General features: G+C 73.6%; 27 protein-coding genes and 4 tRNA genes. 19 read left to right on the top strand and 12 right to left on the bottom strand.

The genetic code is table 11. The features are described from left to right. Window positions 1-80: 80 nt before the first annotated feature. The 5 genes from FHX36_RS06410 to FHX36_RS06390 all read right to left on the bottom strand — a co-directional run bounded on the left by FHX36_RS06410 (window position 81) and on the right by FHX36_RS06390 (window position 4,981). Window positions 81-932: an ABC transporter ATP-binding protein gene (locus FHX36_RS06410; protein WP_220035845.1), complete on the bottom strand. Its 852-nt coding sequence runs from the start codon at window positions 930-932 to the stop codon at window positions 81-83. Next, window positions 929-1,978, bottom strand: a complete 1,050-nt coding sequence (locus tag FHX36_RS06405) for an ABC transporter ATP-binding protein (RefSeq protein WP_110551249.1) — start codon at window positions 1,976-1,978, stop codon at window positions 929-931. The genes FHX36_RS06410 and FHX36_RS06405 overlap by 4 nt, the downstream gene beginning before the upstream one ends. Further along, the gene (locus tag FHX36_RS06400; RefSeq protein WP_110551250.1) at window positions 1,968-2,966 is read right to left on the bottom strand and encodes a branched-chain amino acid ABC transporter permease; all 999 of its coding nucleotides are present in this window, start codon (window positions 2,964-2,966) and stop codon (window positions 1,968-1,970) included. The genes FHX36_RS06405 and FHX36_RS06400 overlap by 11 nt, the downstream gene beginning before the upstream one ends. 4 nt (window positions 2,967-2,970) lie before the next feature. After that, window positions 2,971-4,191 carry a branched-chain amino acid ABC transporter permease gene (locus FHX36_RS06395; RefSeq protein WP_110551251.1) on the bottom strand — a complete coding sequence of 407 codons (1,221 nt, stop codon included), beginning with the start codon at window positions 4,189-4,191 and terminating at the stop codon, window positions 2,971-2,973. A gap of 370 nt (window positions 4,192-4,561) precedes the next feature. Beyond that, window positions 4,562-4,981 (bottom strand): PaaI family thioesterase, encoded by a 420-nt coding sequence (locus FHX36_RS06390; RefSeq protein ID WP_110551252.1) that lies wholly within the window; start codon window positions 4,979-4,981, stop codon window positions 4,562-4,564. 70 nt (window positions 4,982-5,051) lie between these two features. Here FHX36_RS06390 and polA point away from each other — a divergent pair, with 70 nt between their 5' ends. Then, window positions 5,052-7,793, top strand: a complete 2,742-nt coding sequence (polA, locus tag FHX36_RS06385; RefSeq protein WP_110551253.1) for a DNA polymerase I — start codon at window positions 5,052-5,054, stop codon at window positions 7,791-7,793. Window positions 7,794-7,890: 97 nt separating this feature from the next. On the opposite strand, the gene FHX36_RS06380 is transcribed toward polA, so the two are convergent. Continuing rightward, window positions 7,891-8,898 (bottom strand): zinc-dependent alcohol dehydrogenase, encoded by a 1,008-nt coding sequence (locus FHX36_RS06380; protein WP_110551254.1) that lies wholly within the window; start codon window positions 8,896-8,898, stop codon window positions 7,891-7,893. A gap of 143 nt (window positions 8,899-9,041) precedes the next feature. Further along, window positions 9,042-9,902: a class I SAM-dependent methyltransferase gene (locus FHX36_RS06375; RefSeq protein ID WP_183513612.1), complete on the bottom strand. Its 861-nt coding sequence runs from the start codon at window positions 9,900-9,902 to the stop codon at window positions 9,042-9,044. A gap of 232 nt (window positions 9,903-10,134) precedes the next feature. Here FHX36_RS06375 and rpsA point away from each other — a divergent pair, with 232 nt between their 5' ends. Beyond that, entirely contained in the window at window positions 10,135-11,604 is a 1,470-nt protein-coding gene (gene rpsA, locus FHX36_RS06370) for a 30S ribosomal protein S1 (RefSeq protein WP_110553776.1), read from the top strand. 331 nt (window positions 11,605-11,935) lie between these two features. Here rpsA and FHX36_RS06365 read toward each other — a convergent pair whose 3' ends face one another. Further along, window positions 11,936-12,193, bottom strand: a complete 258-nt coding sequence (locus FHX36_RS06365) for a hypothetical protein (RefSeq protein ID WP_110553778.1) — start codon at window positions 12,191-12,193, stop codon at window positions 11,936-11,938. A 194-nt stretch (window positions 12,194-12,387) separates the two neighbouring features. Here FHX36_RS06365 and coaE point away from each other — a divergent pair, with 194 nt between their 5' ends. Further along, a complete protein-coding gene (coaE, locus tag FHX36_RS06360) occupies window positions 12,388-12,984 on the top strand; it encodes a dephospho-CoA kinase (RefSeq protein ID WP_110553780.1) in 597 nt (198 codons plus the stop codon). An 89-nt stretch (window positions 12,985-13,073) separates the two neighbouring features. Beyond that, window positions 13,074-13,565, top strand: coding sequence for a VOC family protein (locus FHX36_RS06355; RefSeq protein WP_110553781.1), 492 nt, complete (start codon window positions 13,074-13,076; stop codon window positions 13,563-13,565). A gap of 73 nt (window positions 13,566-13,638) precedes the next feature. On the opposite strand, the gene FHX36_RS06350 is transcribed toward FHX36_RS06355, so the two are convergent. From FHX36_RS06350 to FHX36_RS06335, 4 genes are all read right to left on the bottom strand, one after another. Further along, window positions 13,639-13,710: transfer RNA gene (locus tag FHX36_RS06350), tRNA-Val, on the bottom strand. 51 nt (window positions 13,711-13,761) lie between these two features. Continuing rightward, window positions 13,762-13,832: transfer RNA gene (locus FHX36_RS06345), tRNA-Cys, on the bottom strand. 44 nt (window positions 13,833-13,876) lie between these two features. Further along, window positions 13,877-13,948: transfer RNA gene (locus FHX36_RS06340), tRNA-Gly, on the bottom strand. 102 nt (window positions 13,949-14,050) lie between these two features. Continuing rightward, window positions 14,051-14,533 (bottom strand): SsgA family sporulation/cell division regulator, encoded by a 483-nt coding sequence (locus FHX36_RS06335; protein WP_110553782.1) that lies wholly within the window; start codon window positions 14,531-14,533, stop codon window positions 14,051-14,053. A 172-nt stretch (window positions 14,534-14,705) separates the two neighbouring features. Here FHX36_RS06335 and FHX36_RS06330 point away from each other — a divergent pair, with 172 nt between their 5' ends. From FHX36_RS06330 to FHX36_RS06260, 15 genes are all read left to right on the top strand, one after another. Continuing rightward, complete coding sequence (locus FHX36_RS06330) at window positions 14,706-15,332, top strand: sigma-70 family RNA polymerase sigma factor (protein WP_221202801.1); 627 nt, start codon at window positions 14,706-14,708, stop codon at window positions 15,330-15,332. Further along, window positions 15,329-16,219: an anti-sigma factor gene (locus FHX36_RS06325; protein ID WP_246405419.1), complete on the top strand. Its 891-nt coding sequence runs from the start codon at window positions 15,329-15,331 to the stop codon at window positions 16,217-16,219. The genes FHX36_RS06330 and FHX36_RS06325 overlap by 4 nt, the downstream gene beginning before the upstream one ends. A gap of 119 nt (window positions 16,220-16,338) precedes the next feature. After that, the gene (locus FHX36_RS06320; RefSeq protein ID WP_343056677.1) at window positions 16,339-16,689 is read left to right on the top strand and encodes a TIGR02611 family protein; all 351 of its coding nucleotides are present in this window, start codon (window positions 16,339-16,341) and stop codon (window positions 16,687-16,689) included. Between the two features lie 25 nt (window positions 16,690-16,714). After that, window positions 16,715-16,786 (top strand) — tRNA-Val (locus tag FHX36_RS06315). Window positions 16,787-16,869: 83 nt separating this feature from the next. Continuing rightward, the gene (locus tag FHX36_RS06310; protein ID WP_181428904.1) at window positions 16,870-17,268 is read left to right on the top strand and encodes an HNH endonuclease; all 399 of its coding nucleotides are present in this window, start codon (window positions 16,870-16,872) and stop codon (window positions 17,266-17,268) included. Continuing rightward, window positions 17,265-17,834 (top strand): MOSC domain-containing protein, encoded by a 570-nt coding sequence (locus FHX36_RS06305; RefSeq protein ID WP_258373002.1) that lies wholly within the window; start codon window positions 17,265-17,267, stop codon window positions 17,832-17,834. The genes FHX36_RS06310 and FHX36_RS06305 overlap by 4 nt, the downstream gene beginning before the upstream one ends. A 75-nt stretch (window positions 17,835-17,909) precedes the next feature. Beyond that, window positions 17,910-19,961: a threonine--tRNA ligase gene (gene thrS, locus FHX36_RS06300; protein WP_110553808.1), complete on the top strand. Its 2,052-nt coding sequence runs from the start codon at window positions 17,910-17,912 to the stop codon at window positions 19,959-19,961. Continuing rightward, window positions 19,958-20,554 (top strand): HIT family protein, encoded by a 597-nt coding sequence (locus tag FHX36_RS06295; protein ID WP_110553809.1) that lies wholly within the window; start codon window positions 19,958-19,960, stop codon window positions 20,552-20,554. The genes thrS and FHX36_RS06295 overlap by 4 nt, the downstream gene beginning before the upstream one ends. Beyond that, the gene (gene pgsA, locus FHX36_RS06290; RefSeq protein ID WP_183513610.1) at window positions 20,555-21,214 is read left to right on the top strand and encodes a phosphatidylinositol phosphate synthase; all 660 of its coding nucleotides are present in this window, start codon (window positions 20,555-20,557) and stop codon (window positions 21,212-21,214) included. After that, window positions 21,211-22,173, top strand: a complete 963-nt coding sequence (locus FHX36_RS06285) for a phosphatidylinositol mannoside acyltransferase (RefSeq protein ID WP_183513608.1) — start codon at window positions 21,211-21,213, stop codon at window positions 22,171-22,173. The genes pgsA and FHX36_RS06285 overlap by 4 nt, the downstream gene beginning before the upstream one ends. Further along, complete coding sequence (locus FHX36_RS06280) at window positions 22,173-23,402, top strand: glycosyltransferase family 4 protein (protein WP_110554370.1); 1,230 nt, start codon at window positions 22,173-22,175, stop codon at window positions 23,400-23,402. The genes FHX36_RS06285 and FHX36_RS06280 overlap by 1 nt, the downstream gene beginning before the upstream one ends. 11 nt (window positions 23,403-23,413) lie before the next feature. Then, entirely contained in the window at window positions 23,414-23,956 is a 543-nt protein-coding gene (locus FHX36_RS06275; RefSeq protein ID WP_183513607.1) for a LemA family protein, read from the top strand. 54 nt (window positions 23,957-24,010) lie between these two features. Beyond that, a complete protein-coding gene (pdxS, locus tag FHX36_RS06270; protein WP_110554110.1) occupies window positions 24,011-24,928 on the top strand; it encodes a pyridoxal 5'-phosphate synthase lyase subunit PdxS in 918 nt (305 codons plus the stop codon). Beyond that, complete coding sequence (gene pdxT / locus FHX36_RS06265) at window positions 24,925-25,617, top strand: pyridoxal 5'-phosphate synthase glutaminase subunit PdxT (RefSeq protein ID WP_110554114.1); 693 nt, start codon at window positions 24,925-24,927, stop codon at window positions 25,615-25,617. Before pdxS ends, pdxT begins: the two co-directional genes overlap by 4 nt. Next, window positions 25,614-26,372 (top strand): YebC/PmpR family DNA-binding transcriptional regulator, encoded by a 759-nt coding sequence (locus FHX36_RS06260; protein ID WP_110554111.1) that lies wholly within the window; start codon window positions 25,614-25,616, stop codon window positions 26,370-26,372. Before pdxT ends, FHX36_RS06260 begins: the two co-directional genes overlap by 4 nt. Window positions 26,373-26,409: the final 37 nt, after the last annotated feature.

Raw genomic sequence — 26,409 nt, 5'->3', positions numbered from 1 at the left:
GGGGAGCGGCGCCGTCCGCGGCCTCGGTGCAGGGGCCCGGGCCGAACTCGTGAGGTTCGGGGGGCAGCGAGGTCCTTCGTCTACTGCGCCTTGGCGAGCGTCCCGAGGTAGAGCTCGATGACCTTCGGGTCGTTCATCAGCGACTGGCCGGTGTCGGTGTAGGCGTTGCGGCCCTGGTCGAGCACGTAGCCGCGGTCGCAGATCTGCAGGCACCGGCGGGCGTTCTGCTCGACCATGATGATCGAGACGCCGGTGGCGTTGATCCGCCGGCAGCGGATGAACACCTCGTCCTGCAGGGCGGGGGAGAGACCGGCCGAGGGCTCGTCGAGCAGCAGCACCGACGGGTCCATCATCAGCGCCCGGCCCATCGCGACCATCTGCCGCTCGCCGCCGGACAGCGCCCCGGCCTTGCCCTTGCGCCGCTCACCGAGCAGCGGGAACAGGTCGATGACGTAGTCGAAGCGGTCCTTGAACGTCTTGGGCCGCAGGTACACGCCCATCTGCATGTTCTCCTCGATGGTGAGCGAGGGGAACACGTTGTTGTTCTGCGGGACGTACCCGACGCCCATCGACACCAGCCGGTGCGCGGGGGCGCCGGTGATGTCCTCGCCGCGCAGGGTGACCGCGCCCGAGCGGACCGGGATGAGCCCGAACAGGCTCTTCAGCAGCGTCGACTTGCCGGCGCCGTTGGGCCCGATGATGCCGACGAGCTCGCCGTCCTGAAGGTAGAAGTCGCAGCCCCGCAGGATGTTGACCCCCGGCACGTAGCCGGCGACCAGGTCGTCGGCGCGCACCAGCGCACCCTCGGCGAGCTTGACGTGCTCCTCGCGGGTGGCCGCCTTCTCGGCGGGGGACAGCTCCCCGGTGCTCACCGTCTGCGCGCGGGTGACGTCCTCCCCGGTCTCGTCGACCTCGAACAGGGGATCACTCATCGCCGTCCTCCCGGACCGTCGCTGATCACGTCTGTGCCCGGCTGACCGCCGTGGAGCTCGCGGGCGACCTCGGCCTCGGCCTCGGCGAGCACCCGGTCCTCCTCCTCGACCGTCAGCGGGGCGTCGTGGTGGGCGCCCAGGTAGGCGTCGACGACGGCCTTGTTCTGCGAGATGGACTCCGGCGGGCCCTCGGCGATGATCTTGCCGGCGGCCATGACGACCACCCAGTCGCTGATGTCCCGGACGACGTCCATGTCGTGCTCGACGAAGATCACCGTCATGCCCTCCTCGCGGAGGTCCTTGACGTGGCCCAGCAGGCTCTGGGTCAGCGCGGGGTTCACCCCGGCCATCGGCTCGTCGAGCATGACCACCTTGGGGTCGCTCATCAGCGCGCGTGCCATCTCCAGCAGCTTGCGCTGACCACCGGAGAGGATCCCGGCGAAGTCGTCCTTCTTGGCGTCCAGCTTGAACCGCCGCAGCAGGTCCATCGCCCGCTCGGTGTTCTCCTTCTCCTGCGCCCGCCACCCGCCGGGCACCAGGGCCCGGAGGAAGCTCTCGCCGCGCTGCCCCTGGGCACCGAGCAGCATGTTCTGCAGCACGGTGAGCCGGGACAGCGCCTTGGTGAGCTGGAAGGTGCGCACCACGCCGAGCCGGGCCACCTGGTGCGGCGACAGCCGGCCGAGGTCGCGCCCGTCGAAGGACCAGGTGCCGGTGTTGGGCTGGTCGAACCCGGTGAGCAGGTTGAACAGCGTCGTCTTGCCGGCACCGTTGGGGCCGATCAGCCCGGTGATGCCACCGCGCTGGACCTCCAGGTGGTCGACCGAGACCGCGGTCAGGCCACCGAAGGTGCGGGTGACCTTGTCGACCACGATCGCCGGGTCGGGCTTGGCGACGCCGACCTCCCAGGGGAGGTCCTTGAGCGCGGCCTGGGCGAGCCGCTGCGGGACGCGCCCGGCAGCGGACTCGCGGGTCGGGGCGTTCGCGGCCGCGGGGACCTCGTCGGGGCGTGCGGCGTGGGCGCCGTGCGAGCCGGGGTCAGCGGGCATCGAGCATCACCTCTCGTCGGTCACCGAAGATGCCCTGGGGTCGGAACACCAGCAACAGCATGAGCCCGATGCCGACCAGGACGAAGCGGATCTGCGCCACGTCGGTGGAGGTCAGCAGGGTGTCGGGGATGACGCCGTTGGAGATCAGCGCCCGGAGCCCGGTGTCGGCGAACTGCAGGATGAACAACAGCAGCATCGACCCGATGACCGGTCCGAGCACCCGGGCCGCCCCGCCCAGGATGAGCGCGGCGTAGGCCAGGAACGTGTTGGCGTTCTGGTACTGGTCGGGGATCGCCGAGCCGGTGCCGATCGCGTAGACCATGCCGCCGAACGAGCCGATCACGCCACCGAGCACCAGCGCCTGCATCTTGTAGGCGTAGACGTTCTTGCCCAGCGCGCGGACGGCGTCCTCGTCCTCCCGGATGGCCTTGACCACGCGGCCCCACGGGCTGCGCATGAGCTGCCAGACCAGCAAGCTGAACAGCGTCACCACGAGCCACCCGATGAGGGCGACCCACAGCTCGCCACCGCTCCACGAGGTGCCCAGGATGTTGTAGCGCCGCTGGGTGTCCCACGGGGCGAGGGAGATGAAGTCGACGTTGAAGGCGGACAGGCCGCGGGTGCCACCGGTGACGGGCGTGGCGCCCACCGACCGGAAGAGCAACCGCAGCCCCTCGGCCATCGCGATGGTGACGATGGCCAGGTAGTCGGCCCGCAGCCGCAGGGTGGGCAGACCGAGCAGCAGGGCCAGCACCACGGCCGCGCCGATGCCGACGAGCACGCCGACCCAGAACGGCAGGCCCCACTGGCTCACCGAGATGGCGATGCCGAAGCCACCGAGCATGGCGAACGCGATCTGCCCGAAGTTCAGCAGACCGGTGTAGCCGAAGTGCACGTTGATGCCGATGGCGAGCAGGGCGAAGAAGATCGCCTGGAAGCCGAAGAAGGCCTTGCCGGCGACCTGGAACGCGTCGAGGAGTTCGGACATGGCGTCAGCCGATCCGAGCCCGGGAGCCCAGGATCCCCTGGGGCTTCACGACGAGGATGACGATCAAGAGGAGCAGCCCTCCGACGTACTTCACGTCACTGGGGATGACGAGGGTGGACATCTGCACGAACACACCGACGATGAGGCTGCCGATGAGGGCGCCGTACGCCGTGCCGAGCCCGCCCAGGGTGACCCCGGCGAACATCAGCAGCAGCAGGCGGAAGCCCATGTCCCACTGCACCTGGTCGGACAGGCCGAGCAGCACACCGCCGAGGGTGGCCAGCGCCCCGCCCATCATCCAGACGACCAGGATGACCCGGTTGACGTCGATGCCCGACGAGGCGGCCAGGTCGCGGTTGTCCGAGACCGCCCGCATCGCCTTGCCGATCGAGGTCTTCTGCAGCATCAGCGCGACCAGCACCAGCACGACGACCGAGATGACGATCGAGGCCAGCGACCGGTTGGTCATGGTGAAGACGCCGTAGTCGACGGCCCGCTGGCTCTGGTAGTCGCCGTAGGGGTTGGAGAACCCGCCGTAGACGATCTGGACCAGGTAGCGCAGCAGCATCGACAGGCCGATGGAGACCACCAGCGCGGCGACCAGGCCGGTGCCCCGGCGGCGCAGCGGCCGCCAGATCGCCAGCTCGTTCAGCGCTCCGACCGCGGCGCCGGCGACCATCGCGATGATCGTGGCCGGGATGAGCGGGACGCCGCCGCGCACGTTGACGTACCAGGCGATGACCGCACCGATGGTGACCAGCTCGCCGTGGGCGAAGTTGGTGAGCCCGGTGGTGCCGAAGATCAGCGAGAGACCGACGGCGCAGACGGCGATGAGCAGGCCGAACCGGATGCCGTCGACCAGCAGCTGGACGGCCTCGATCGACCCGCCGCCGGCGTTGGAGCTGCCGTCGACGAGGCCGAAGTTGACCGGCTGCGCGCGGCCGGTGTCGACCGTGACGTCGCGGCTGGCACCCCCGGTGCCCAGGTCGACGCCGTCGGGCAGCGCCTCCTCGTCCAGGCTGATCGTGTACTGGCCCGGGCCGGGCAGGTCGATGGCGAAGCGGCCGTCCTCGTCGGTCTCGACCGAGTCGACCTCCTCGCCGGCCGCCGACTCGACGGTGACCTCGACGCCCTCGATGGGACCGCTGCGGCTCGTCTGCAGGGTGCCGACCAGGCGTTCGCCCTCGGCGCTGGCCACACCCGGGATCAGCGTGGCGAGGGCCATGGCGAACGCAGCGACGAGCAGCGCGAGGACCAGCGGTCGGCGCCCTGTGCGCCACCGTTCCAGGCGCCCGCCGGTCGTTGGTCGCCCCACCGGTACCTCACCGGTGGAGCTGCGTTCACCGTGCCCTCGGGCGCGGTGCGGCGCGTGCGTCACTCGACCTCCCAGCCGTTGGTTGAGCGGGGACAGTAACCCACCCGTGTTACGCGGATCGACCTGCTGGGACGCACTGTGACCCTTCTGCGACACGCCGATGTGCTCGGACCGGTTGCACACGACCGGCAGGGCCACCACACGTTCGGTCAGGGCCCGGGCACGCTCCGTGCCGTCTCCCCGGCAGGCCGCTCACCGGGTCGGCGGACGGCGAGGCTGTTCAGCCGTCGGCCCGGCGGGCCGGGCGGACCATCACGGTGAGCCGGGCGCTGGCGGTGGGCCGGCCGGCGTCGTCGCTGACCTGGATGAGGAAGGTGGCCAGCGTGCGCCCGCGGCGCACCGGCGTGCAGACCGCCGTCACCAGCCCGGACGTCGCGCCCCGCAGGTAGCTGACGTTGAGCTCGATGCCGACGACGTTCCCGCCCGGGCCGGCGTGCAACATCCCGGCCCAGGAGCCGATGCTCTCGGCCAGCGCGCAGGTCGCCCCGCCGTGCAGCAGGCCGAAGGGCTGCTCGTTGCCGGCCACCGGCATCGTCGCGACCAGCCGCTCGGGGTCGAAGTCGGTGATCTGGATGCCGAGCTTGTCGTCCAGCGGGCCCTGGGTGTGCTGCGGGAGCCAGTCGGGGCGGGGCGTGGTCATGCCCGCACGTTAACCAGGGGGCCGGTTCCACCGTCGGGACCGTCGGTGCCCGCACCTAGGATCTGAGGCGATGTCCGCACCGGTCAGCACCTCCGCGCCCGCTCCCGCCACCGTGCCCTCGGGCGCCCGTCCGCGGCTGCTGCTGCTCGACGGCCACTCGCTGGCCTACCGGGCCTTCTTCGCCCTGCCCGTGGAGAACTTCTCCACCACGACCGGGCAGCCGACGAACGCCGTCTACGGCTTCACGTCGATGCTGATCAACGTGCTGCGCGACGAGCAGCCCAGCCACCTCGCGGTGGCGTTCGACGTCAGCCGGAAGACCTTCCGCAGCGAGATCTACGCCGAGTACAAGGCGAACCGCTCGGAGAGCCCCACGGACTTCCGCGGGCAGGTCAGCCTGATCCAGGAGGTGCTCGGCGCGCTGCACGTGCCGGTGATCACCGCGGAGAACTACGAGGCCGACGACGTCATCGCCACGCTCACCGTGCAGGCGGTCGAGCAGGGCATGGACGTGCTGATCTGCACCGGTGACCGCGACGCGCTGCAGCTGGTCAACGACCACGTCACCGTGCTCTACCCGCGCAAGGGCGTCTCCGACCTCACCCGGTTCACCCCGGCGGAGGTCGAGACCAAGTACGGCCTGACCCCGACGCAGTACCCGGACTTCGCGGCGCTGCGCGGCGACCCCAGCGACAACCTGCCGAGCATCCCCAGCGTCGGGGAGAAGACCGCCGCCAAGTGGGTGCGCGAGTACGGCTCGCTCGACGCGCTGGTCGACCAGGTCGACACCGTCAAGGGCAAGGTCGGGGAGAAGCTGCGCGAGCACCTGTCCTCGGTGCTGCAGAACCGCCGGCTCACCGAGCTGGACCGGGCCGTGCCGCTGGAGGTCGGGCCGGCCGACCTCGGCGTCCAGTCCTGGGACCGCAACGAGGTGCACACCCTCTTCGACAACCTGCAGTTCCGGGTGCTCCGCGACCGGCTGTTCGCCACGCTCTCCGCGCCGGAGCCCGAGGTGGACGGCGGCTTCGACGTCGCCGTCGACGAGGTGCCGGCCGGTGGGCTGGGCGGGTGGCTGCAGGCCAACGCCGCCACCGGGGCCACCGGCGTCGTGTTCCGCGGCACCTGGGGGAGGGGCACCGGCGAGCTGACCGGCGTCGCGCTGGCCGCGGCCAACGACCACGCCACCTTCGTCGACCTCGGGCCGGCCCTGGACACCGCCGACGAGCAGGCGCTGGCCGCGTGGCTCGCCGACCCGGCGACCACCAAGGTCGTGCACGACGTCAAGGGCCCGCTGCTGGCGGTCTGGGCCCGCGGCTGGGACCTCGCAGGCGTGGCCAGCGACACCGCGCTCGCCGCCTACCTGGCCACCCCGGGGCAGCGCAGCTTCGACCTCGGCGACCTCGCCGTGCGGTACCTGCGCCGCGAGCTCAAGGACGCCGCGGAGACCGACGGGCAGCTCACCCTCGACGGGCTCGGCCCCAGCGAGGACGACGTCGCCCGCGAGGCCGCCAAGGCCGACGTGCTCAAGGCCGTGGCGGTCAACGACCTGTCCGACGCCCTCGAGCAGGTGCTGGGCCAGCGCGGCGGCGACCACCTGCTCGGCGACATCGAGCTGCCGCTGACCCGGGTGCTGGCCAGCATGGAGTTCCGCGGGATCGCCGCCGACCTGGACTCCCTGCACGAGCTGCAGACCGAGTTCGCCGCCGCGGTCGCCGACGCCGCCCAGGAGGCCTACGCCGTCATCGGCAAGGAGATCAACCTCGGGTCGCCCAAGCAGCTGCAGGCGGTGCTCTTCGACGAGCTCGGGCTGCCCAAGACGAAGAAGATCAAGAGCGGCTACACCACCGACGCCGACGCCCTGACCTCGCTGCTGGCCTCGACCGGGCACCCGTTCCTCGAGCACCTGCTGCGGCACCGCGACGTCACCCGGCTGCGCACGGTCATCGACGGCCTGATCCCGATGGTCGACGACGGCGGGCGCATCCACACCACCTACCAGCAGACGATCGCGGCCACCGGGCGGCTGAGCTCGACCGACCCGAACCTCCAGAACATCCCGATCCGCAGCGCCGAGGGCCGCCGGATCCGGCAGGCGTTCGTCGTCGGCGCCGGCTACGAGTCGTTGATGACCGCCGACTACAGCCAGATCGAGATGCGGATCATGGCCCACCTCTCCGAGGACGCCGGGCTGATCGAGGCCTTCACCTCGGGGGAGGACCTGCACTCCTTCGTCGCCTCCCGCGCGTTCGGCATCCCGATCGAGCAGGTCGACCCGGAGATGCGCCGCCGGATCAAGGCGATGAGCTACGGGCTGGCCTACGGGCTCAGCGCCTACGGGCTGTCGGGGCAGCTGAACATCTCCGTCGAGGAGGCCCGGGAGCAGATGCACGCCTACTTCGAGCGCTTCGGCGGCATCCGTGACTACCTGGACGGCGTGGTCGACGACGCCCGGCAGACCGGCTACACCGAGACGACGCTGGGGCGGCGGCGCTACCTGCCCGACCTGACCAGCGACAACGGGCAGCGGCGGCAGATGGCCGAGCGGATGGCGCTCAACGCACCGATCCAGGGCTCGGCCGCCGACGTCATCAAGGTCGCGATGCTCAACGTGGAGCGGGCGATCCAGACCGAGGGGCTGCGCTCGCGGATGCTGCTGCAGGTGCACGACGAGCTCGTGCTGGAGGTCGCCGCCGGTGAGCACGACGTGCTCGAGGCGCTGGTGCGCCGAGAGATGGCCGGTGCGGCCCAGCTCTCGGTGCCGCTGGAGGTCTCGGTCGGCTTCGGCGCGAGCTGGGACGCCGCCGCGCACTGAAGAAGGACCACCCTGCCCCCCACCACTCGCACGCTCGCGGCGGGCCCCTGCAGGGTGGCCGGAGGGACCTGTCGGGCGGGCGCCGGTGCCGGGTGGGTCAGGCGCCGGGCACGGCCAGCACGCGCACCAGGTCCTCCGGCTGCCGCAGCCGGACCAGCGCGTCGGGCACGTCGGCGAGCGCGACCCGTTCGCTGACCAGTCCGGTGACCCGGGGGTCGCCGGTGGTCACGTGCGCGACGGCCGCGGTGAAGTCGGCGCGGGTGAACGCGCAGCTGCCGGTGAGGGTGAGCCCGGCGCCGACCAGCGGGCCCAGCGGCACCGCCGCCGCCTCGCCGGAGAGCGCGACCTCCACGCAGGTGCCGCCCGGCGCGAGCACCGCCATCGACTCGGCGACCGTGCCGGGCGAGCCGGAGCACTCCAGGACGGCGTCGAACGGCCGGCCCGTCTCCTCGACGTGCTGGGCCAGCGACACCGCGCGGGTGTCGATGACGATGTCGGCCCCGGCGCGGGCCGCTGCGCGGCGCCGTCCGGCCGAGCGCCCGGCACCGACGACCGTCTCGACGCCGGCGGCCCGGAGCGCGATCACCGCGTTGAGCCCGATGGTGCCCACCCCGAGCACGAGCACCGTGTCACCGGGCCCGACCCCGGCCAGCGCGACCGCCCGGGTGGCGACCGCGAGCGGCTCGGCGTGGGCTCCCCACTCCGGCGGCACCTGGTCGGGGAGGGCGACCAGCTGCGCGGCCGGCACCGCGGCGTACTCCGCGTAGCCGCCGGGCGCGGTGAGCCCCAGGTTGGGCAGCGCGGCACAGCGGAACGGCAGCCGGCGCCGGCACTCGCGGCACCGGCCGCACGACCCGAGCGGGTCGACCGCCACCGCCTGCCCGACCCGCCAGCCCTCGACGTCCCGGCCCACCTCGACGACGGTGCCGCCGAACTCGTGGCCGAGCACCTGCCCCTCGGTGGTGTGGCCGCGCTCGACGGCGTGCACGTCGCTGCCGCACAGCCCGCAGGCGGCGACCTCGACGACCACGCCGTCCGGAGCGGGTCGCGGGTCGGGCAGCTCGGTGAGCTCGGTGCCCCCCGGCACGCAGACGACGGCCCTCATCTCGATCGCTCCTCTGCGACGTCGGACGGGTCGACCGCGCCGGCCCGGCTCCGGTGGCCGCCGACGCTAGCCGTCCCGGCCGTCGGGGCGGCCCCGGTTCCGCCACGGGGAAGACGAGGTCGGCCGTGCCCGGTGGCCGCGGGTCAGCCAGGCAGGTCGCAGACCAGCACGAGCGTGCCGGGCACCAGGGCGCCGCGCTCCGGCGACCACTGGCCCCAGGTCTCGGTGCGGCCCGGCGTCCACTCGGGCTCGACCAGGTCGGTGAGGGTGAACCCCGCGCCGACGACCGCGCGCACCCAGTCGCCGACCGTGCGGTGGTGCTCCACGTAGACCGTGCGGCCGCGGTCGTCGGTCTCCACGTACGGGGTGCGGTCGAAGTAGGAGGAGACGACGCGCAGGTCGTCGGGGTCGGGGGAGTCGGGCATCGGCCAGCGCATCGGGTGGTTCACCGAGGCGACGAACCGGCCACCGGGGCGCAGCACGCGGGCCACCTCGGCGAGCACCGCGCGGGCGTCGGCGACGAACGGCAGGCCGCCGAACGCCGAGCAGGCCAGGTCGACGCTGTCGTCGGCGAGCGGCAGCGCCCCCGCGTCGGCCTGCAGCAGCGCCACGGGCAGGCCGGTCTCCCGGTTGAGCTCCGCGGCCCGGGCCAGCATGCCGCCGGAGACGTCGAGGGCGACCGGTTCGGCACCGGCGCGGCGGAGCCAGCGCGAGCACGGCGCCGACCCGCAGCCGAGCTCGAGCACCCGGCGGCCGGTCACGTCGCCGAGCAGGTGGGCGTCGGCCTCCCGCAGGCCCTCGGGGCACCAGAGGAAGTCCGCGTCGCCGAGGTCGCGGCCGTGCTCGGCCAGGTAGGCCGGCGCGGCGGCGTCCCACCAGCCGCGGTTGGCCCGCGCGGACTCGGCCTGGCCGGCCGGGCGCCGGGTCACGCCACCGGCCGCCGGGTAGCCGTCGGCGGCCAGGGGGAGAGGGGCGGGGAGGGGTCCCGCGGAGGTGCCGTCCATGACGCGCCGATGGTGACACGCCGTCACCGCGGCTCCCGGCCCCGGGCGGCCCGGACCCCTGGTGGACCGGCCCCCGCCAGGTCCGTACGATGGGGAATCACGCCAGAGGTCTGTGGCGTTGACCTCCCTGTACGGGGGTCGACATCGCCGTCTCCCGTGAACCTCCCCGCGGTCCGCCTGGGCCTCGGGTGATCCTGTCCCTACGCATCCCCCGTCCGGAGCACTCGACCACATGACCTCCACCCAGGTCCGTCCTGACAGCACCCCCCAGATCGCGGTGAACGACATCGGCACCGCCGAGGACTTCCTCGCCGCGATCGACCAGACCATCAAGTACTTCAACGACGGCGACATCGTCGAAGGCGTGATCGTCAAGGTCGACCGGGACGAGGTGCTGCTGGACATCGGCTACAAGACCGAGGGCGTCATCCCCTCGCGTGAGCTGTCCATCAAGCACGACGTCGACCCGACCGAGGTCGTCAAGGTCGGCGACGAGGTGGAAGCCCTCGTCCTCCAGAAGGAGGACAAGGAAGGCCGGCTCATCCTGTCCAAGAAGCGGGCTCAGTACGAGCGCGCCTGGGGCACGATCGAGGCCAAGAAGGAAGCCGACGAGGTCGTCACCGGCACCGTCATCGAGGTCGTCAAGGGCGGCCTGATCCTCGACATCGGCCTGCGCGGGTTCCTCCCCGCCTCGCTGGTCGAGATGCGCCGCGTCCGCGACCTGCAGCCCTACGTGGGCCGCGAGCTCGAGGCGAAGATCATCGAGCTCGACAAGAACCGCAACAACGTCGTCCTGTCCCGTCGCCAGTGGCTGGAGCAGACCCAGTCCGAGGTCCGCAGCGAGTTCCTCAACAAGCTCGCCAAGGGCCAGGTCCGCACGGGCGTCGTCTCCTCGATCGTCAACTTCGGTGCCTTCGTGGACCTGGGTGGCGTCGACGGCCTGGTGCACGTCTCCGAGCTGTCCTGGAAGCACATCGACCACCCGTCCGAGGTCGTCGAGGTGGGCCAGGAGGTCACCGTCGAGGTCCTCGACGTCGACCTGGACCGCGAGCGGGTCTCCCTGTCGCTGAAGGCGACGCAGGAGGACCCGTGGCGCCAGTTCGCCCGCACGCACCAGATCGGGCAGGTCGTCCCCGGCAAGGTCACCAAGCTGGTCCCCTTCGGTGCGTTCGTGCGCGTCGACGAGGGCATCGAGGGCCTGGTGCACATCTCCGAGCTGGCCGAGCGTCACGTGGAGATCCCGGAGCAGGTCGTGCAGGTCGGCGACGAGATCCTGGTCAAGGTCATCGACATCGACCTGGACCGCCGCCGCATCTCGCTGTCCCTCAAGCAGGCCAACGAGGGCGTCATCGGCGACGAGGAGCAGTTCGACCCCGCCGCCTACGGCATGGCTGCCCAGTACGACGACCAGGGCAACTACGTCTACCCCGAGGGCTTCGACTCCGACACCGGCGAGTGGCTCGAGGGCTACGACTCGGCCCGCGAGGAGTGGGAGCGGCAGTACGCCGAGGCCCAGGCCCGCTTCGAGGCGCACCGCAAGCAGATCGCCGAGGCCAAGGCGGCCGACGCGGAGGCCGCTGCCGGTGGCAGCTACTCCAGCGCCGCCGAGCCCGAGGGTGACGTCCCGTCCACGGGCGGTGGCACCCTGGCCTCCGACGAGGCGCTGGCCGCGCTGCGGGCGAAGCTCGCCGGCGGCGAGTGACCCCGCGGCTCAGCTGAGCCGCAGCACCTGGCAGTGCGCCGTCCACCGTTCGCGGTGGGCGGCGCACTGTCGTTCGGGCCGGGAGTCCGACCGCCGACCGGGCCAGCACGACGACGACCCCGCCGACCGCGGTGGTCGACGGGGTCGTCGGGGCGTCCCACTCATCCGTGAGTCGTGGACGGTCGTACCGGCTCGTCCGTGAGCCGTCCGGGGGGCCGGAGCAGGAGCGCGGGCGTCGTCCACGTCGTCGGTGGTCTTCCCCTCGCGTACCGACGCAGGACGGGGTCGCGCTCGGGCCGGCTGAGGCCGGCCGGGACCGCTCAGGCCGCGATCAGAGGCTCAGGATGATGGCGAACGCGGTGCGGGGACGGCCACCGGCGTTGGCGAGGAAGTCCCAGGTGTGCCGGCCGGACGGGACGCTGGGCATCAGCGCGCGCAGGAAGGCGGCTCCCCGGCGGGTCTGCGGCAGCCGCTCGCGCACGCCGGGCAGCTCGGAGCAACGGACCCCGGCGGGGTTGTCGATCCGGTGCCGGCCGCGGCGGGGGGTGCCGGTGGCCGACGGAGCGCCTTCGAGTGTGGAACGGGACATGATCGCTGCCTCTCTGCTGCTGTGGCGGGGGAAGTCCACCGGGACGAAAGCTAATTCGTGTGACTGGTGGGACTCGTGCGACGCGCCGGGTGTCGGCGCGCCGTGACCTGCCCGAGACCTTCGGCCCTCCTGCAGGGGCCCGCTGCGAGCGTGCGAGTGGCGGGGGGCAGGAGGGTCCTTCTAGGGTCCGCGGCGTGCTGAGGATCGGGCTGACCGGCGGGATCGGATCGGGCAAGAGCACCGTGGCCGCGTTGCTGGCCGAGCGCGGCGCCCGGATGGTCGACGCCGACCGGATCGCGCGGGAGGTCGTGGCGCCGGGCACGCCGGGGCTGGCCGCGGTCGTCGCGGAGTTCGGCGAGGGCGTGCTGACCGCCGACGGCGCCCTGGACCGCCCGGCGCTGGCCGCCGTGGTGTTCGCCGACCCCGCCGCCCGGGCTCGTCTGGACGCCGTCGTCCACCCGCTGGTGCGCGCGCGGGCCGCCGAGCTGGTCGCTGCCGCCCCGCCGGACGGCGTGGTGGTCCAGGACGTCCCGCTGCTGGTGGAGACCGGGCAGGCGGGCTCCTACGACCTCGTGCTCGTCGTGGAGACCGACCTGGAGACCCGGGTGGCCCGGCTGGTCGAGCGCGGGCTGCCCGCCGAGGACGCCCGGGCCCGGATCGCCAGCCAGGCCAGCGACGAGGAGCGCCGCGCGGTGGCCGACGTGGTGCTGCGCAACGACGGCGACCGGGCCGCCCTGGCGGAGCAGGTGGCGCGGTTCTGGACCGAGCGGGTCGAGCCGGCCCTGCGCTGAGCGCCGCCGGTGAGCGATGAGTCCGCCGGGCGGCGCCGGTCTTCCCCGTAGGGCCCCGGACCGGGGCACCGTCAGGGAGAGGACCTGTCATGCCCGAGCAGAAGATCATCCCGAACCTGTGGTTCGACAGCCAGGCCGAGGAGGCGGCGCACTACTACATCGACGTCCTCGGCTCCGGCCGCGTCATCGGCCTCACGCACTACCCGGAGGGCGCGCCCGGCCCCGCCGGCACGGTGATGTCGGTGGACTTCGAGGCCGGCGGCATGCGCTTCGTCGGCATCAACGGCGGGCCGCTGTTCCCGTTCACCGAGGCCGTGTCCTTCCAGATCGACTGCGCCGACCAGGCCGAGGTCGACCGGTTCTGGGACCGCTTCCTCGCCGACGGCGGCGAGGCGAGCCAGTGCGGCTGGCTCAAGGACCGGTACGGGCTGTCCTGGCAGGTCGTGCCGCGGGGGATGGAGGAGCTGTTCGCCGACCCGGACCCTGCCCGCGCCCAGCGCGCGGTGCAGGCGATGCTGCAGATGACGAAGCTCGACGTGGCCGCGCTGCGGGCCGCCGCGGACGGCGTGCCGGTCGGCTGAGCCGGCGGTGCCCGCGGGGGACCCCGGGGACGACGAAGGCCCCGGGTCGGTGACCCGGGGCCTTGCCTTGCTGTGGGCGATACTGGGATCGAACCAGTGACCTCTTCCGTGTCAGGGAAGCGCGCTACCGCTGCGCCAATCGCCCCTCCCGGCCTGACGGCCGGACCACCTCCGCGCTCGTGCTCCGAGGAGGACGAGGTGGAGACGGGATTTGAACCCGTGTAGACGGCTTTGCAGGCCGTTGCCTCGCCTCTCGGCCACTCCACCGCACTCGGGCGCCGGTCTCGCGACCAGCGCCCGGGGTAGTTCCGAGCGGATGACGGGATTCGAACCCGCGACCCTCACCTTGGCAAGGTGATGCTCTACCACTGAGCCACATCCGCGCTGCGGATCAAGTCCGCGTTACGGGAAGAACTCTAACAACCCCGTTTCCGGGGTGCGAACAGGGGGGGTCCCGGAAGGTCCGTCCGGGGTTTCCCTGCAGGTCAGCGCCCCGTGGGGTTGTCCGTGCCGCCGCGCAGCAGCGCCGACAGCTCGTCGTCGACGCCGAGCGCGTCACTCTCCGTGCCGGCCGGGACGAGCAGCTCGGTCTCCCGGAGGAAGTCGCCGACCACGGCACCGGACAGCTCGAACAGCGCCTCGCCCGAGGGGGCGCGCAGCTGCAGGAAGACCACGTCGAGGCCGCCGCGGGCCGGCCAGAGGCGCACGTCGCCCTCGCCGACCGGGGCGGTGAGGCCGGTGCGCAGCAGGTCGCGGCTCAGCAGCCACTCCACGCCGCCGTCGTCGTCCGGGGCGTCGTAGGTCGTGCCGTCGACGTCGTCGGGGCCGTCGTCGCCGAAGCGCACCCGGACCGCGAAGGGGTCGGCCGAGTCGTAGACCAGGGCGGCCGGGACGGCCGTCCAGGTCTGGGGGCCGACCAGGTGGAAGGTGGTGCGAGCAGTGCAGCCGGACCTCGGGTAGCGCGCCATGTCCCCTTAACGACCCAGAACGGCCCTTGGTCACGCATGTCCTCGGCGTGTCGCGCCTCTGGAGTCCCAGCAGTCCCGTCCTGCCCCACCCGCCACGCACCCGACCCGTCGGGAGGAACGCCCGGGCGCGCTGAACCGGAGAGGGGGGACGCAGCGAACGCCGCATGTGACCATGGGCCTCGTGAGCCGACCTCCCCGCAGCCCCGAGGACAGCGCGGCTGACCTCGAGCTGGTCCGCCGCGTCGCCGCCGGCGACCGCGGCGCGGTCGACGACCTCTACCAGCGCTTCCGCCGGCCGGCCTTCGCGCTCGCCCGCCGGGTGCTCGGCGACGACGTGCTGGCCGAGGACGTGCTGCAGGACGTGTTCCTGGGCATCTGGCGCGACCCGGGCGCCTTCGACGGCACCCGCGGCAGCGTGGCCTCCTGGCTCCTGGCGATGGTGCACCACAAGGCCGTCGACGCCGTCCGCCGCGAGGAGTCGCACCGCCGCCGGCAGGCCCGGGCCGAGGAGGACCTCGTGCTCTCCGCGCCGACCCAGACGACCGACGTCGAGGACACCGCCTGGGAGCGCATCGTCGCCGAGCGGGTGCGCAGCGCGCTGCACGCCCTGCCGGCCCCGCAGCGGGAGGCGTTGACGCTCGCCTACTACGGCGGCTACACCCAGCGGGAGGTGGCCGCCCTCACCGACACCCCGCTGGGCACCGTGAAGACCCGCATGCTGGCCGGGATGCGCCGGCTGAAGGACACGCTGGGCACCGGTCTGCCCGGCTCCACCCCCGCCGACGGGACCGCACGATGAGCCACGCGATGGGCCCGGAGCACCGGGACGAGGAGCACCGCGGCTGGGACGAGCTCGCCGTGGGCTTCGCGCTGCACGCGCTGGAGCCGGAGGACGAGACCCGGTTCACCGACCACCTGGCCGGCTGCGACCGCTGCGCGGAGACCGTCGCCGAGACCGTCGAGGTCATGGCCGCCATGGCCGGCGACCTGCCGCAGGCCGAGCCCTCCGACGGGCTGCGGGAGCGGCTGCGCGCCGCCGTCGAGGAGACCGAGCAGCTGCCGCCGGCCGCGCGCCCGGTGGAGCAGCCCGCCGCACCGCCGGTCCTGCGGCCCGCGCCGGTGCCGGTGCCCGTGCCCGCGGGCGGCGGGTTCGGCGACCTGCGCCCGCCGCGGCCGGTGCGCACCGCCGACCACCGCCCGTCCTGGCGCCGGGTGCTGCCCACCGCGCTGGTCGCCGCCGCCGTCGCCGCGGTGCTCTCGCTGGGTGCCTGGAACGTCGCCCTCACCAGCGACCGGGACGCCGCGCAGGCGACCGCCGCCGAGCAGTCGGAGATGCTGGACGCCCTGCTCGAGCCCGGGCGTGCGGCCGTCGCCCCGGTCGTCGAGGACGGCCGCACGGTCGCCACCGTGGTCGCCCGGGAGGACGAGCTGCGGGTGGTCAGCGACGGCCTGCCGGTCAACGACGACAACGCCCAGACCTACGTCGTCTGGGGTCTGGCCGACGGCGGCCTGCCGCAGGCGCTCGGGGTGTTCGACGTGGTCACTCCACAGATGGACCTGCGGACCGTAGGCTCGACCGCGACCGGGCTCGACGAGTACCCCGTGTACGCCATCAGCATCGAGCCGGGTCGTCAGGCTCCGTCGTTCCCCACGGAGATCATCGGGCAAGGTGAGGTGGCGAGCTGAACGGCAGACCGGCCGGCGGGGACACCGTCCCGGCACCCGGCGAGCACCTCCCGCCGGTCGAGGCCGAGGAGTCGCGCAGCCTCCGCGAGCGGGTCGCCGAGTCCCGCTGGCGGCGCCGGATCAGCGCCCGCCGCAGCCTGGACACCCCCTACCGGGTGCTGGTCGGCCTGGTGGGCGCGGTCGTCGTCGCCTTCGGCATCGTCACCATCCCGCTGCCCGGCCCCGGCTGGCTGACGGTCATCGCCGGGCTGTTCGTGCTCGCGACCGAGTTCGCCTGGGCCGAGCGGCTGCTGGAGTACACCCGGCGCCGGGTGGCCCAGTGGACCGAGTGGCTGGGCCGGCAGGCGCTGTGGGTCCGGGTCGGGGTGGCGCTGCTGACCGCGGCGTTCGTCTACGGCGTGCTGGTGGTGACGCTGCACGTCACGGGCGTGCCGGGGTGGGTCCCGGGGTGGGTGCCGCTGTGGCACTGAGCATCTGGCAGAATTGACCGAGTCCGGGCGATTGGCTCAGCGGTAGAGCGCTTCGTTCACACCGAAGAGGTCACTGGTTCGATCCCAGTATCGCCCACCGGACGCAAGGCCCCAGGTCGCTGACCTGGGGCCTTCGTCGTCCCCGGCGCCGGCCGGGCAACCGGCGCACCATGGCCGGCGATGGCACTGGACCGCGTGGCCCGCCTGCACGCGGCCGTGCAGCGCGACGGCCCCACCTGCATCTGGTGCGGCCGCACGTTCACCGACCAGGTCCTCCCGTCCACCGAGCACGTCGTCCCGCGGGTCAAGGGCGGCCCCTCCTGGCTGGAGAACGAGGTCGCCGCCTGCCGCCGGTGCAACGCCGACCGCGGGCACACCGCGCCGGTGGAGTGGCTGGAGGAGTGCCAGCGCCGCGGCTGGCAGCCCGACGAGCAGCGGCTGACCCGGGTGCTCACCGCGCTGGCCGCGGCGATCGCCGAGCGCGGCGGGCAGCGCCGGGCCCGGCCCTACCTGGACGCCCAGCTGCGCCGGTTGCGCCGCCGGGGCGGGGACGACCGTCGCGTAGCGTCGGGCGGGTGAGCGACAGCACGGTGGGCCAGGTGGCCTCGATCTCGGTCTACCCGGTCAAGTCCCTGGGCGGGCGGACGGTCCCCGCGGCGGAGGTCGACGAGGCCGGGCTGCGCGGTGACCGGGCCTGGTCGGTGGTCGACGCCGGCACGGGTGAGCGGGTCACCGTCAAGACGACGCCGCGGATGCGCGAGGTCGTCGCCACCGGGGACACCGAGGCGGACACGATCACCCTCACCGAGGTGCTGGGCCGCCCGGTGCGGCTGGCCCGCTCGGCGGCCGGCCCGCAGGTCGACGCCGCGGCCGTGCACCTGGTCTCCCGCGGCGCGATCGCCCGGGCCGCCGAGGGCGACGTCCCCGAGGGCTGCTCGGCCGACGACCCGCGGGCCAACCTGGTGCTCGAGCTGACCGGCGACGGCGACGAGCGCTCCTGGGTCGGCCGCCGGCTGCGGGTGGGGGAGGCGCTGCTCGAGGTCGTCCGCACCCCCAAGCACTGCCTGGGCGTCTACGCCGAGGTGCGGCACCCGGGCCGGGTGGCCGAGGGCGACGCCGTCGTCCTCACCGACGAACTGGGCTGACCGCTCGCCGCCGGGCACTACCCTGACGGTCGGCCCGCCGCTCAGCGGCACCCGCACACCCCGAGGAGCTCTGCCGTGTCCACCGCGCCTTCGCCCACCGCTGCCGGCCCGATCAGGGTGCCGGCGGGGACGACGGCCTCGCAGGCGCTCAAGGACGCCGGGGTGCCGCTCAAGGGCCCCGACGGTGCGGTCGTCGTCCGGGAGCTGCCCTCCGGCGAGCTCAAGGACCTCGCCTGGACCCCCGACGCCGACGCCGAGGTGGAGCCGGTCCCGGCCGCCAGCGCCGACGGCCGCGCGGTCATCCGCCACTCCACCGCCCACGTGCTCGCCCAGGCCGTGCAGGAGCTGTTCCCCGGCACCCGGCTGGGCATCGGCCCGCCGGTGGACAACGGCTTCTACTACGACTTCGACCCCGAGCGGCCCTTCACCCCCGAGGACCTGCAGGCCCTCGAGAAGAAGATGACCGAGATCGTCCGGGCCGGCCAGCACTTCAGCCGCCGGGAGATCAGCGACGACGACGCCCGGGCCGAGCTCGCGCACGAGCCGTTCAAGCTGGAGCTCATCGGGCTCAAGGGCGGCGCGGACGCCGCCGAGGGCGCCGACGTCGAGGTCGGCGGCTCGCAGCTGACCATGTACGACAACCTCGACGCCCGCACCGGCGACCGGGTCTGGACCGACCTGTGCCGTGGCCCGCACCTGCCGCGCACCTCCGGCATCCCGGCGTTCTCGCTCACCCGCAGCGCGGCCGCCTACTGGCGGGGGAGCGAGCAGAACCCGCAGCTGCAGCGGGTCTACGGCACCGCGTGGGAGAGCAAGGACGCGCACAAGGCGTACCTGGAGCAGGTGGCCGAGGCCGAGCGCCGCGACCACCGCAAGCTCGGCGCCGAGCTGGACCTGTTCAGCTTCCCCGACGAGATCGGGTCGGGGCTGGCCGTGTTCCACCCCAAGGGCGGCATCATCCGCCGGGAGCTGGAGAACTACAGCCGGCAGCGCCACGAGGACGGCGGCTACTCCTTCGTCAACACCCCGCACATCACCAAGGCGCAGCTGTTCCAGACCTCCGGGCACCTGGACTGGTACGCCGAGGGCATGTTCCCGCCCATGCACCTGGACGAGGAGCGCGACGACGAGGGCAACGTCCGCAAGCAGGGGCAGGACTACTACCTCAAGCCGATGAACTGCCCGATGCACAACCTGGTGTTCGGGTCCCGTGGCCGCTCCTACAAGGAGCTCCCGCTGCGGCTGTTCGAGTTCGGCACCGTCTACCGGTACGAGAAGTCCGGCGTCATCCACGGGCTGACCCGGGAGCGCGGCTTCACCCAGGACGACGCGCACATCTACTGCACCCCCGAGCAAATGGCCGGCGAGCTCCGCGGCCTGCTGGACTTCGTGCTCGGGCTGCTCGCCGACTACGGGCTCGACGACTTCTTCCTGGAGCTGTCGACCCGCAACCCGGACAAGTCGGTGGGCACCGACGAGAGCTGGGAGGTCGCCACCGAGGCGCTGCGCCAGGCGGCCGTGCAGTCCGGCCTCGAGCTGGTGCCCGACCCGGGCGGTGCGGCCTTCTACGGCCCCAAGATCTCCGTGCAGGCCCGCGACGCCATCGGCCGGTCGTGGCAGATGTCGACCATCCAGGTCGACTTCAACCTGCCCGAGCGGTTCGACCTGGAGTACACCGCGGCCGACGGCTCCCGGCAGCGGCCGGTGATGATCCACCGCGCGCTGTTCGGCTCGATCGAGCGGTTCTTCGGCGTCCTCACCGAGCACTACGCCGGTGCCTTCCCGGCCTGGCTGGCCCCGGTCCAGGTGGTCGGCATCCCGATCACCGACGAGCAGGTGCCCTACCTGACCGACGTCGCGCTGCTGCTGCGGGAGAAGGGCATCCGGGTCGAGGTCGACGACTCCGACGACCGGATGCAGAAGAAGATCCGCACCGCCAGCAAGCAGAAGGTGCCCTTCGTGCTCATCGCCGGGGCCACCGACGCCGAGGCCGGGGCGGTCTCCTTCCGCTACCGCGACGGCTCCCAGCGCAACGGGGTGCCGGTGGCCGAGGCCGTCGCCCAGGTGGTCGCCTGGGTCGCCGCGCGGCACAACGCCGACCCGACCGCCGAGGTCCCGCTGGGATGACCGAGGGTCCCGACGCCCTCCGGGTCCCCGTCGTCAACGACGACGGCGGCCCGACGGCGGTCTTCGAGCACCTGTGGACGCCCTACCGGATGGCCTACATCCGCGGTGAGGGCAAGCCGACCGGCGACCACGACTGCCCGTTCTGCCTCATCCCGCGGATGAGCGACGAGGACGGGCTCATCGTGGCCCGCGGCGAGACGGTGTTCGCCGTGCTCAACCTGTACCCGTACAACGCCGGCCACCTCATGGTGGTCCCATACCGGCACGTGCCCGACTACACCGACCTGACCCTGGCCGAGGTCGCCGAGCTGGGCGCCTTCACCCAGACGGCGATGCGGGTCGTCCGCTCGGTGAGCGGCGCGCACGGGTTCAACATCGGGATGAACCAGGGCTCGGTGGCCGGTGCCGGCATCGCCGACCACCTGCACCAGCACGCCGTGCCCCGCTGGGGCGGGGACACCAACTTCATGCCGGTGGTCGGGCTGACCCGGGTGCTGCCGCAGGTGCTCGCGGAGACCCGGGCGCTGCTCGCGGCGCAGTGGCCGGTCGCGCCGGCCCCGCCGGTGGACCGGCCCGGGGCGGGTGTGGCGTAGGTGCTCGGCGTCAATCTCCGGCCCGCCGTCGGCCGGTTCTGGGCCCCGGTGGTGCGCGGTCTGGTGCGCGCCGGGGTGACCGCCGACGCGGTCACCCTCACCGGCACGCTCGGCGCGGTCGCGGCCGCGGTCTTCCTCATCGGCAACGGCGAGCTGTTCTGGGGTGCCTTCGCGGTCACCCTCTTCGTGCTGCTGGACATGCTGGACGGCGCCCTGGCCCGGGCCCGCGGTGGCGGGTCGGTGTTCGGCGCGGTGCTGGACTCCACCGGCGACCGGGCGGCGGACGCGGCGATCTTCGCCGGCCTGGTCTGGTGGTACGGCGGCGAGGGCGACAACCGGCTGATCGTGCTGCTGAGCCTGGTCTGCCTGGTGCTCGGCGTGCTGACCTCCTACGTCAAGGCGCGCGCCGAGGGGATGGGGCTGCGGGTCGAGGTCGGGATCGTCGAGCGCACCGAGCGGCTGATCCTGGTGCTGGTCGGCACCGGCTTCACCGGGCTGGGCATCCCCTACGCCCTGCACGTCTGCCTCTGGGTGCTGGCCGTCGGCAGCGCGATCACCGTCGGGCAGCGGTTCGCCGCCGTCCGCACCGGCTCCCGGGGCATGCGGCTGCCCGGCCCCGCCGCACCGGCCGACGAGCCGGCCGGCCCGCCCACGCCGTGAGCCGCGGTGCGCAGCTGCGCGACCGGCTGACCGACGCGGGGTACGCCGCCGGGTGGCGGGCCGTCCGGCTGCTGCCCGAGCCGGTGGCCCGCGGCCTGTTCGCCGGCGGGGGAGCCCTCGCCGCCCGGCGCCGCGGCCGGCGGGTCCGGCAGCTGCGCGCGAACCTCGACGTCGTCACCGGCGGCCGGCTCGACGACGCGGCGCTGGACGACCTGACCCGGCGGGGGATGACGTCCTACGCCCGGTACTGGGAGGAGGCGTTCCGGCTGCCGGCGCTGAGCCGCGAGCGGGTCGTCGCCGGCTCGCGGATGCCCGGCCAGGAGCACCTGGAGCGGGCCCGCGCCGAGGGCCGCGGCGTGGTGCTGGCGCTGCCGCACAGCGGCAACTGGGACGCCGCCGGGGTGTGGCTGGTCGACTGGCTGGGCGGGCCCTTCGTCACCGTCGCCGAGCGGCTGGAGCCGGAGTCGCTGTACCGGCGGTTCGTGGAGTTCCGCGAGGGCCTGGGCATGCGGGTCGTCCCGCTGACCGGCGGCGAGCGGCCGAGCTCGACGGTGGTGCGGGAGTGGCTCGCCGGCGGCGGCACGGCCTGCCTGCTGGTCGACCGCGACCTCTCCGGGGCCGGCATCCCGGTCACCTTCTTCGGCCGGCGGACCACGATGCCCGGCGGCCCCGCGCTGCTGGCCGCGCAGACCGGTGCGGCGCTGCTGCCGGCGGTCTGCCAGTTCGACGGCGCCGGCTGGCGGTTCGTCGTCCACCCGCCGGTGCCGGTCGACGGGCCGGGCCGCCTCCGCGACCGGGTGACCGCCGCGATGCAGCAGGTCGCCGACGCGTTCGCCGCGACCATCACCGAGCAGCCCGAGGACTGGCACGTGCTGGGCCGGATCTGGCCCGAGGTGGGCCCGGAGGGGCGGCCGGCACCGCTCGCCGTCCCCGAGGCCGACCGGGCGGAGGCGGGCTGATGCGGATCGGCCTGGTCTGCCCGTACCAGTGGGACGTCCCCGGCGGCGTCCAGTACCACGTGCGCGACCTCGCCGAGACCCTCCGCGGGATGGGGCACCACGTCGAGGTGCTCACCCCGGCCGAGCACGAGGAGAACCTGCCCGCCGAGCACGTCACCTGGGCGGGGCGGGCGGTGCCGGTCCCGTACAACGGGTCGATGGCCAGCTTCCAGTTCGGCCTGGTCTCCGCGGCCCGGGTCCGCCGCTGGCTGCGCGAGGGCGCCTTCGACGTCGTGCACGTGCACGAGCCGGCCCCGCCCTCGGCGTCGCTGCTGGTCTGCATCATCGCCAAGGGGCCGATCGTCGCCACCTTCCACGCCGCGACCACCCGGTCGAAGTTCCTGGCCGCCTGGGGCCCGTGGGTGCGGCCGTGGCTGGAGAAGATCAGCGGCCGGATCGCCGTCTCGGACTTCGCCCGCCGGGTGCAGGTCGAGCACCTGGGCGGCGACGCGGTGGTCATCCCCAACGGCGTGCACGTCCCGGCCTTCGCCGAGGGCCCGCCGCTGCCCGGGCACGCCCGCGGCTCCGACGTCCCGACCATCGGCTTCCTCGGCCGCTACGACGAGCCCCGCAAGGGCCTGCCGGTGCTGCTGGACGCGATGCGCGAGGTGGTCCGCGCGCACCCGCGCGCCCGGCTGCTGGTGGCCGGCCGCGGTGACCCCGAGGAGTTCGCCGAGCTGGTGGGCGAGGACCTCGCCCCGCACGTGACGCTGCTCGGCGAGCTCGCCGAGCCCGAGAAGGCCGCGTTCCTCCGCTCGGTCGACGTCTACTGCGCGCCCAACCTGATGGGGGAGTCCTTCGGGGTGATCCTGCTGGAGGCGATGGCCGCCGGCGCCCCCGTCGTGGCCAGCGACCTGGACGCCTTCGGCCGGGTGCTCGCCGACGGCACCGCGGGCGTGCTGGTGCCCCGGGGCGACGTCGCCGCGCTGGCGACCGCGCTGTCCGGGCTGCTCGCCGAGCCGGCCCGGCGCGCGGAGCTGGCCGCGGCCGGCCGGCGGGAGGTCGCCGCCTACGACTGGTCGGTGGTGGCCCGGCGGATCCTCGCCGTCTACGAGACCGTCGCCCCCACCGGTGGCATCGGCGTCACCGCGTCCTCGGACGACGACGCCGCGCTGCTCGGGGGCCCGCCTCCCCCGGGCGAGGCAGGTGCGGCGACGGCAGGACCGTTCCGGCGGCGGGTACGGCGCTAGCCTGACGCTCTGTGACCTCCGGAGCCTGGCTGCTGCTCGCCGCCGGGGTCCTGCTCGCCCTGCTGCTGGCCTCGACGGCGTTCACGCTGACCCGGTTACGCCGGCTGGCCGGCCGGGTCCGCCGGGCGCGCGAGGTGCTCGACGCCGCCCTGCTGCGCCGGGCCGAGCTGGCCGCGGCGCTGGCCCGCGAGCAGGCCGGGGAGCTGGGGGCCGAGCTCGCCGTCCCGCTGGGGGAGGCGGCCGCGGGGGCCCGGGCGCCGAGCGCCGGTGACCGCGAGGCCGCCGAGAACCGGCTGGGCCGGCTGCTCCGCCGGGTCCCGGGCAGCGCGCTGACCCCCGAGCTCGCCGACGCCGGGATGCGGGTCGCGCTGGCCCGGCGGTTCTACAACGACGCCGTCCGCGACACCCGCGCGCTGCGCCGCGGCCGGCTGGCCCGGGTGCTGCGGCTGCACGGCCGCCGGCCCCTCCCGCGGTACTTCGACATCGACGACGGCCTGGACGCCGTGCTCACCGGGCCGGCGCCCCGCAGCAGCGGCCCGCAGGGCCGTGGCTGACCGGCCGTAGGCTGGGTCGTCCCTCCCGACGACCGACCGACCGAAGGCAGTCCCGTGTCCCTGAACGACAGCCCGGCCCCCGCCACCCCTGCTGCCACCGGCACCGAGCGGGTCAAGCGCGGCATGGCCGAGCAGCTCAAGGGCGGCGTGATCATGGACGTCGTCAACGCCGAGCAGGCGAAGATCGCCGAGGACGCCGGCGCGGTCGCGGTCATGGCGCTGGAGCGGGTGCCCGCCGACATCCGGGCCCAGGGCGGCATCGCGCGGATGAGCGACCCGGACATGATCGAGGGGATCATCGGCGCGGTCTCCATCCCGGTGATGGCCAAGGCCCGGATCGGCCACTTCGTCGAGGCGCAGGTGCTGCAGGCCCTCGGGGTCGACTACATCGACGAGTCCGAGGTACTGACCCCCGCCGACGAGGCGCACCACATCGCCAAGGGCGAGTTCACCGTGCCGTTCGTCTGCGGGGCCACCGACCTGGGCGAGGCGCTGCGCCGGATCTCCGAGGGCGCGGCGATGATCCGCTCCAAGGGCGAGGCCGGCACCGGCAACGTCGTGGAGGCCACCCGGCACATGCGCTCGATCCGGGCCGGGATCAAGCGGCTGTCCACCCTCGACGAGACCGAGCTGTTCGTCGCCGCCAAGGAGCTGCGCGCGCCGCACGACCTGGTCGTCGAGGTGGCCCGGCTCGGTGCGCTGCCCGTCGTCCTGTTCACCGCCGGCGGCATCGCCACCCCGGCCGACGCGGCGATGATGATGCAGCTGGGCGCCCAGGGCGTCTTCGTCGGCTCGGGCATCTTCAAGTCCGGCGACCCGGCGCAGCGCGCGGCCGCGATCGTGCAGGCCACCACGTTCTACGACGACCCGCAGGTCATCGCCAAGGTCTCCCGCGGCCTGGGCGAGCCGATGGTGGGCATCAACGTCTCCACGCTCCCGGAGAGCGAGCGCTACGCCACCCGCGGGTGGTGACCACCGCCGTCGCCGGCACCCCGGTCGTCGGGGTGCTGGCCCTCCAGGGCGACGTGCGCGAGCACCTCGCCGCGCTGCGCGCGGTCGGCGCCGAGGCCCGGCCGGTGCGCCGCCCCCAGGAGCTCGCCGAGCTCGACGGGCTCGTGGTGCCCGGTGGCGAGTCGACCACGATGGCCAACCTGGCCGGCCGGTTCGGGATGCTCGAGCCGCTGCGGGCCGCGGTGCGCGCCGGCCTGCCGGCCTACGGCTCCTGCGCCGGGATGATCATGCTGGCCGACACCGTGCTCGACGCGGTCGACGGCCAGGCGACGATCGGCGGGCTGGACGTCACGGTCCGCCGCAACGCCTTCGGCCGCCAGGTCGACTCCTTCGAGAGCCCGGTGCGGCTGGACGGGGTGCCCGGGCCGCCGGTGCACGCCGTCTTCATCCGCGCGCCGTGGGTGGAGCGGGTGGGTCCCGGCGTCGAGGTGCTCGGCCGGGTCGAGGGCGGCCCGGCCGACGGTAAGATCGTCGCCGTCCGCCAGGGCCGGCTGGTGGCGACCAGCTTCCACCCCGAGCTGACCGGGGACCTCCGGGTGCACGCGCTCTTCGTGGAGCTGGTGCGGGAGGCGGCGGCCGGGCGGGCACGAGACCATGCAGCAGGCGGTGGCGCCGGAGCCGGCGCAGCCAGTGAGGGGAGACGGCCGTGAGCGGGCATTCCAAGTGGGCGACGACCAAGCACAAGAAGGCCGGGATCGACGCCAAGCGCGGCAAGCTCTTCGCCAAGCTGATCAAGAACATCGAGGTCGCGGCGCGCACCGGCGGCGCTGACCTCTCGGGCAACCCGACGCTCTACGACGCCGTCCAGAAGGCGAAGAAGAGCTCGGTGCCCAACGACAACATCGACCGCGCGGTCAAGCGCGGGGGTGGCCTCGAGGCCGGCGGCGTCGACTACCAGGGCATCACCTACGAGGGCTACGGCCCCGGCGGTGTGGCGGTGCTCATCGAGTGCCTCACCGACAACAAGAACCGGTCGGCGATGGAGGTGCGCACGGCGATGTCCCGCAACGGCGGGAACATGGCCGACCCCGGCTCGGTGTCCTACCTGTTCTCCCGCAAGGGCGTCGTGGTGGTGCCGTCCGCCGGCCACACCGAGGACGACGTCCTGATGGCCGTGCTCGACGCGGGTGCCGAGGAGGTCCGCGACCTCGGCGACACCTTCGAGGTCGTGTGCGACCCCTCCGACCTGGTCGCGGTCCGCACCGCCCTGCAGGACGCCGGCATCGAGTACGACTCGGCCGACATGGGCTTCGTGCCCAGCGTGCAGGTCGAGCTGGACGCCGACGGCGCGGTCAAGGTCTTCCGGCTGATCGACGCGCTCGAGGACCTCGACGACGTGCAGAACGTCTACGCGAACTACGACGTCTCCGACGAGGTCATGGAGCAGGTCAGCGCCGACGCCTGACGCCCCCGGCGCGTCGTGAGCACCTCCTGACCGCATC

Origin of the sequence: Modestobacter versicolor, assembly GCF_014195485.1 — a bacterium.
Classification (GTDB): Bacteria; Actinomycetota; Actinomycetes; order Mycobacteriales; family Geodermatophilaceae; genus Modestobacter; species Modestobacter versicolor.
This window is presented reverse-complemented; position numbering and strand designations above follow the sequence as displayed.

Coding starts and splice junctions, on each gene's coding strand:
- FHX36_RS06310 (WP_181428904.1), top strand. CDS start 16,870: ATGGCACTGGACCGCGTGGCCCGCCTGCACGCGGCCGTGCAGCGCGAC.
- FHX36_RS06280 (WP_110554370.1), top strand. CDS start 22,173: ATGCGGATCGGCCTGGTCTGCCCGTACCAGTGGGACGTCCCCGGCGGC.
- FHX36_RS06410 (WP_220035845.1), bottom strand. CDS start 932: ATGAGTGATCCCCTGTTCGAGGTCGACGAGACCGGGGAGGACGTCACC.
- FHX36_RS06365 (WP_110553778.1), bottom strand. CDS start 12,193: ATGTCCCGTTCCACACTCGAAGGCGCTCCGTCGGCCACCGGCACCCCC.
- rpsA (WP_110553776.1), top strand. CDS start 10,135: ATGACCTCCACCCAGGTCCGTCCTGACAGCACCCCCCAGATCGCGGTG.
- FHX36_RS06295 (WP_110553809.1), top strand. CDS start 19,958: ATGACCGAGGGTCCCGACGCCCTCCGGGTCCCCGTCGTCAACGACGAC.
- FHX36_RS06400 (WP_110551250.1), bottom strand. CDS start 2,966: ATGTCCGAACTCCTCGACGCGTTCCAGGTCGCCGGCAAGGCCTTCTTC.
- polA (WP_110551253.1), top strand. CDS start 5,052: ATGTCCGCACCGGTCAGCACCTCCGCGCCCGCTCCCGCCACCGTGCCC.
- FHX36_RS06375 (WP_183513612.1), bottom strand. CDS start 9,902: ATGGACGGCACCTCCGCGGGACCCCTCCCCGCCCCTCTCCCCCTGGCC.
- FHX36_RS06395 (WP_110551251.1), bottom strand. CDS start 4,191: ATGGCCCTCGCCACGCTGATCCCGGGTGTGGCCAGCGCCGAGGGCGAA.
- FHX36_RS06330 (WP_221202801.1), top strand. CDS start 14,706: ATGGGCCTCGTGAGCCGACCTCCCCGCAGCCCCGAGGACAGCGCGGCT.
- FHX36_RS06390 (WP_110551252.1), bottom strand. CDS start 4,981: ATGACCACGCCCCGCCCCGACTGGCTCCCGCAGCACACCCAGGGCCCG.
- FHX36_RS06405 (WP_110551249.1), bottom strand. CDS start 1,978: ATGCCCGCTGACCCCGGCTCGCACGGCGCCCACGCCGCACGCCCCGAC.
- FHX36_RS06355 (WP_110553781.1), top strand. CDS start 13,074: ATGCCCGAGCAGAAGATCATCCCGAACCTGTGGTTCGACAGCCAGGCC.
- FHX36_RS06335 (WP_110553782.1), bottom strand. CDS start 14,533: ATGGCGCGCTACCCGAGGTCCGGCTGCACTGCTCGCACCACCTTCCAC.
- FHX36_RS06325 (WP_246405419.1), top strand. CDS start 15,329: ATGAGCCACGCGATGGGCCCGGAGCACCGGGACGAGGAGCACCGCGGC.
- FHX36_RS06380 (WP_110551254.1), bottom strand. CDS start 8,898: ATGAGGGCCGTCGTCTGCGTGCCGGGGGGCACCGAGCTCACCGAGCTG.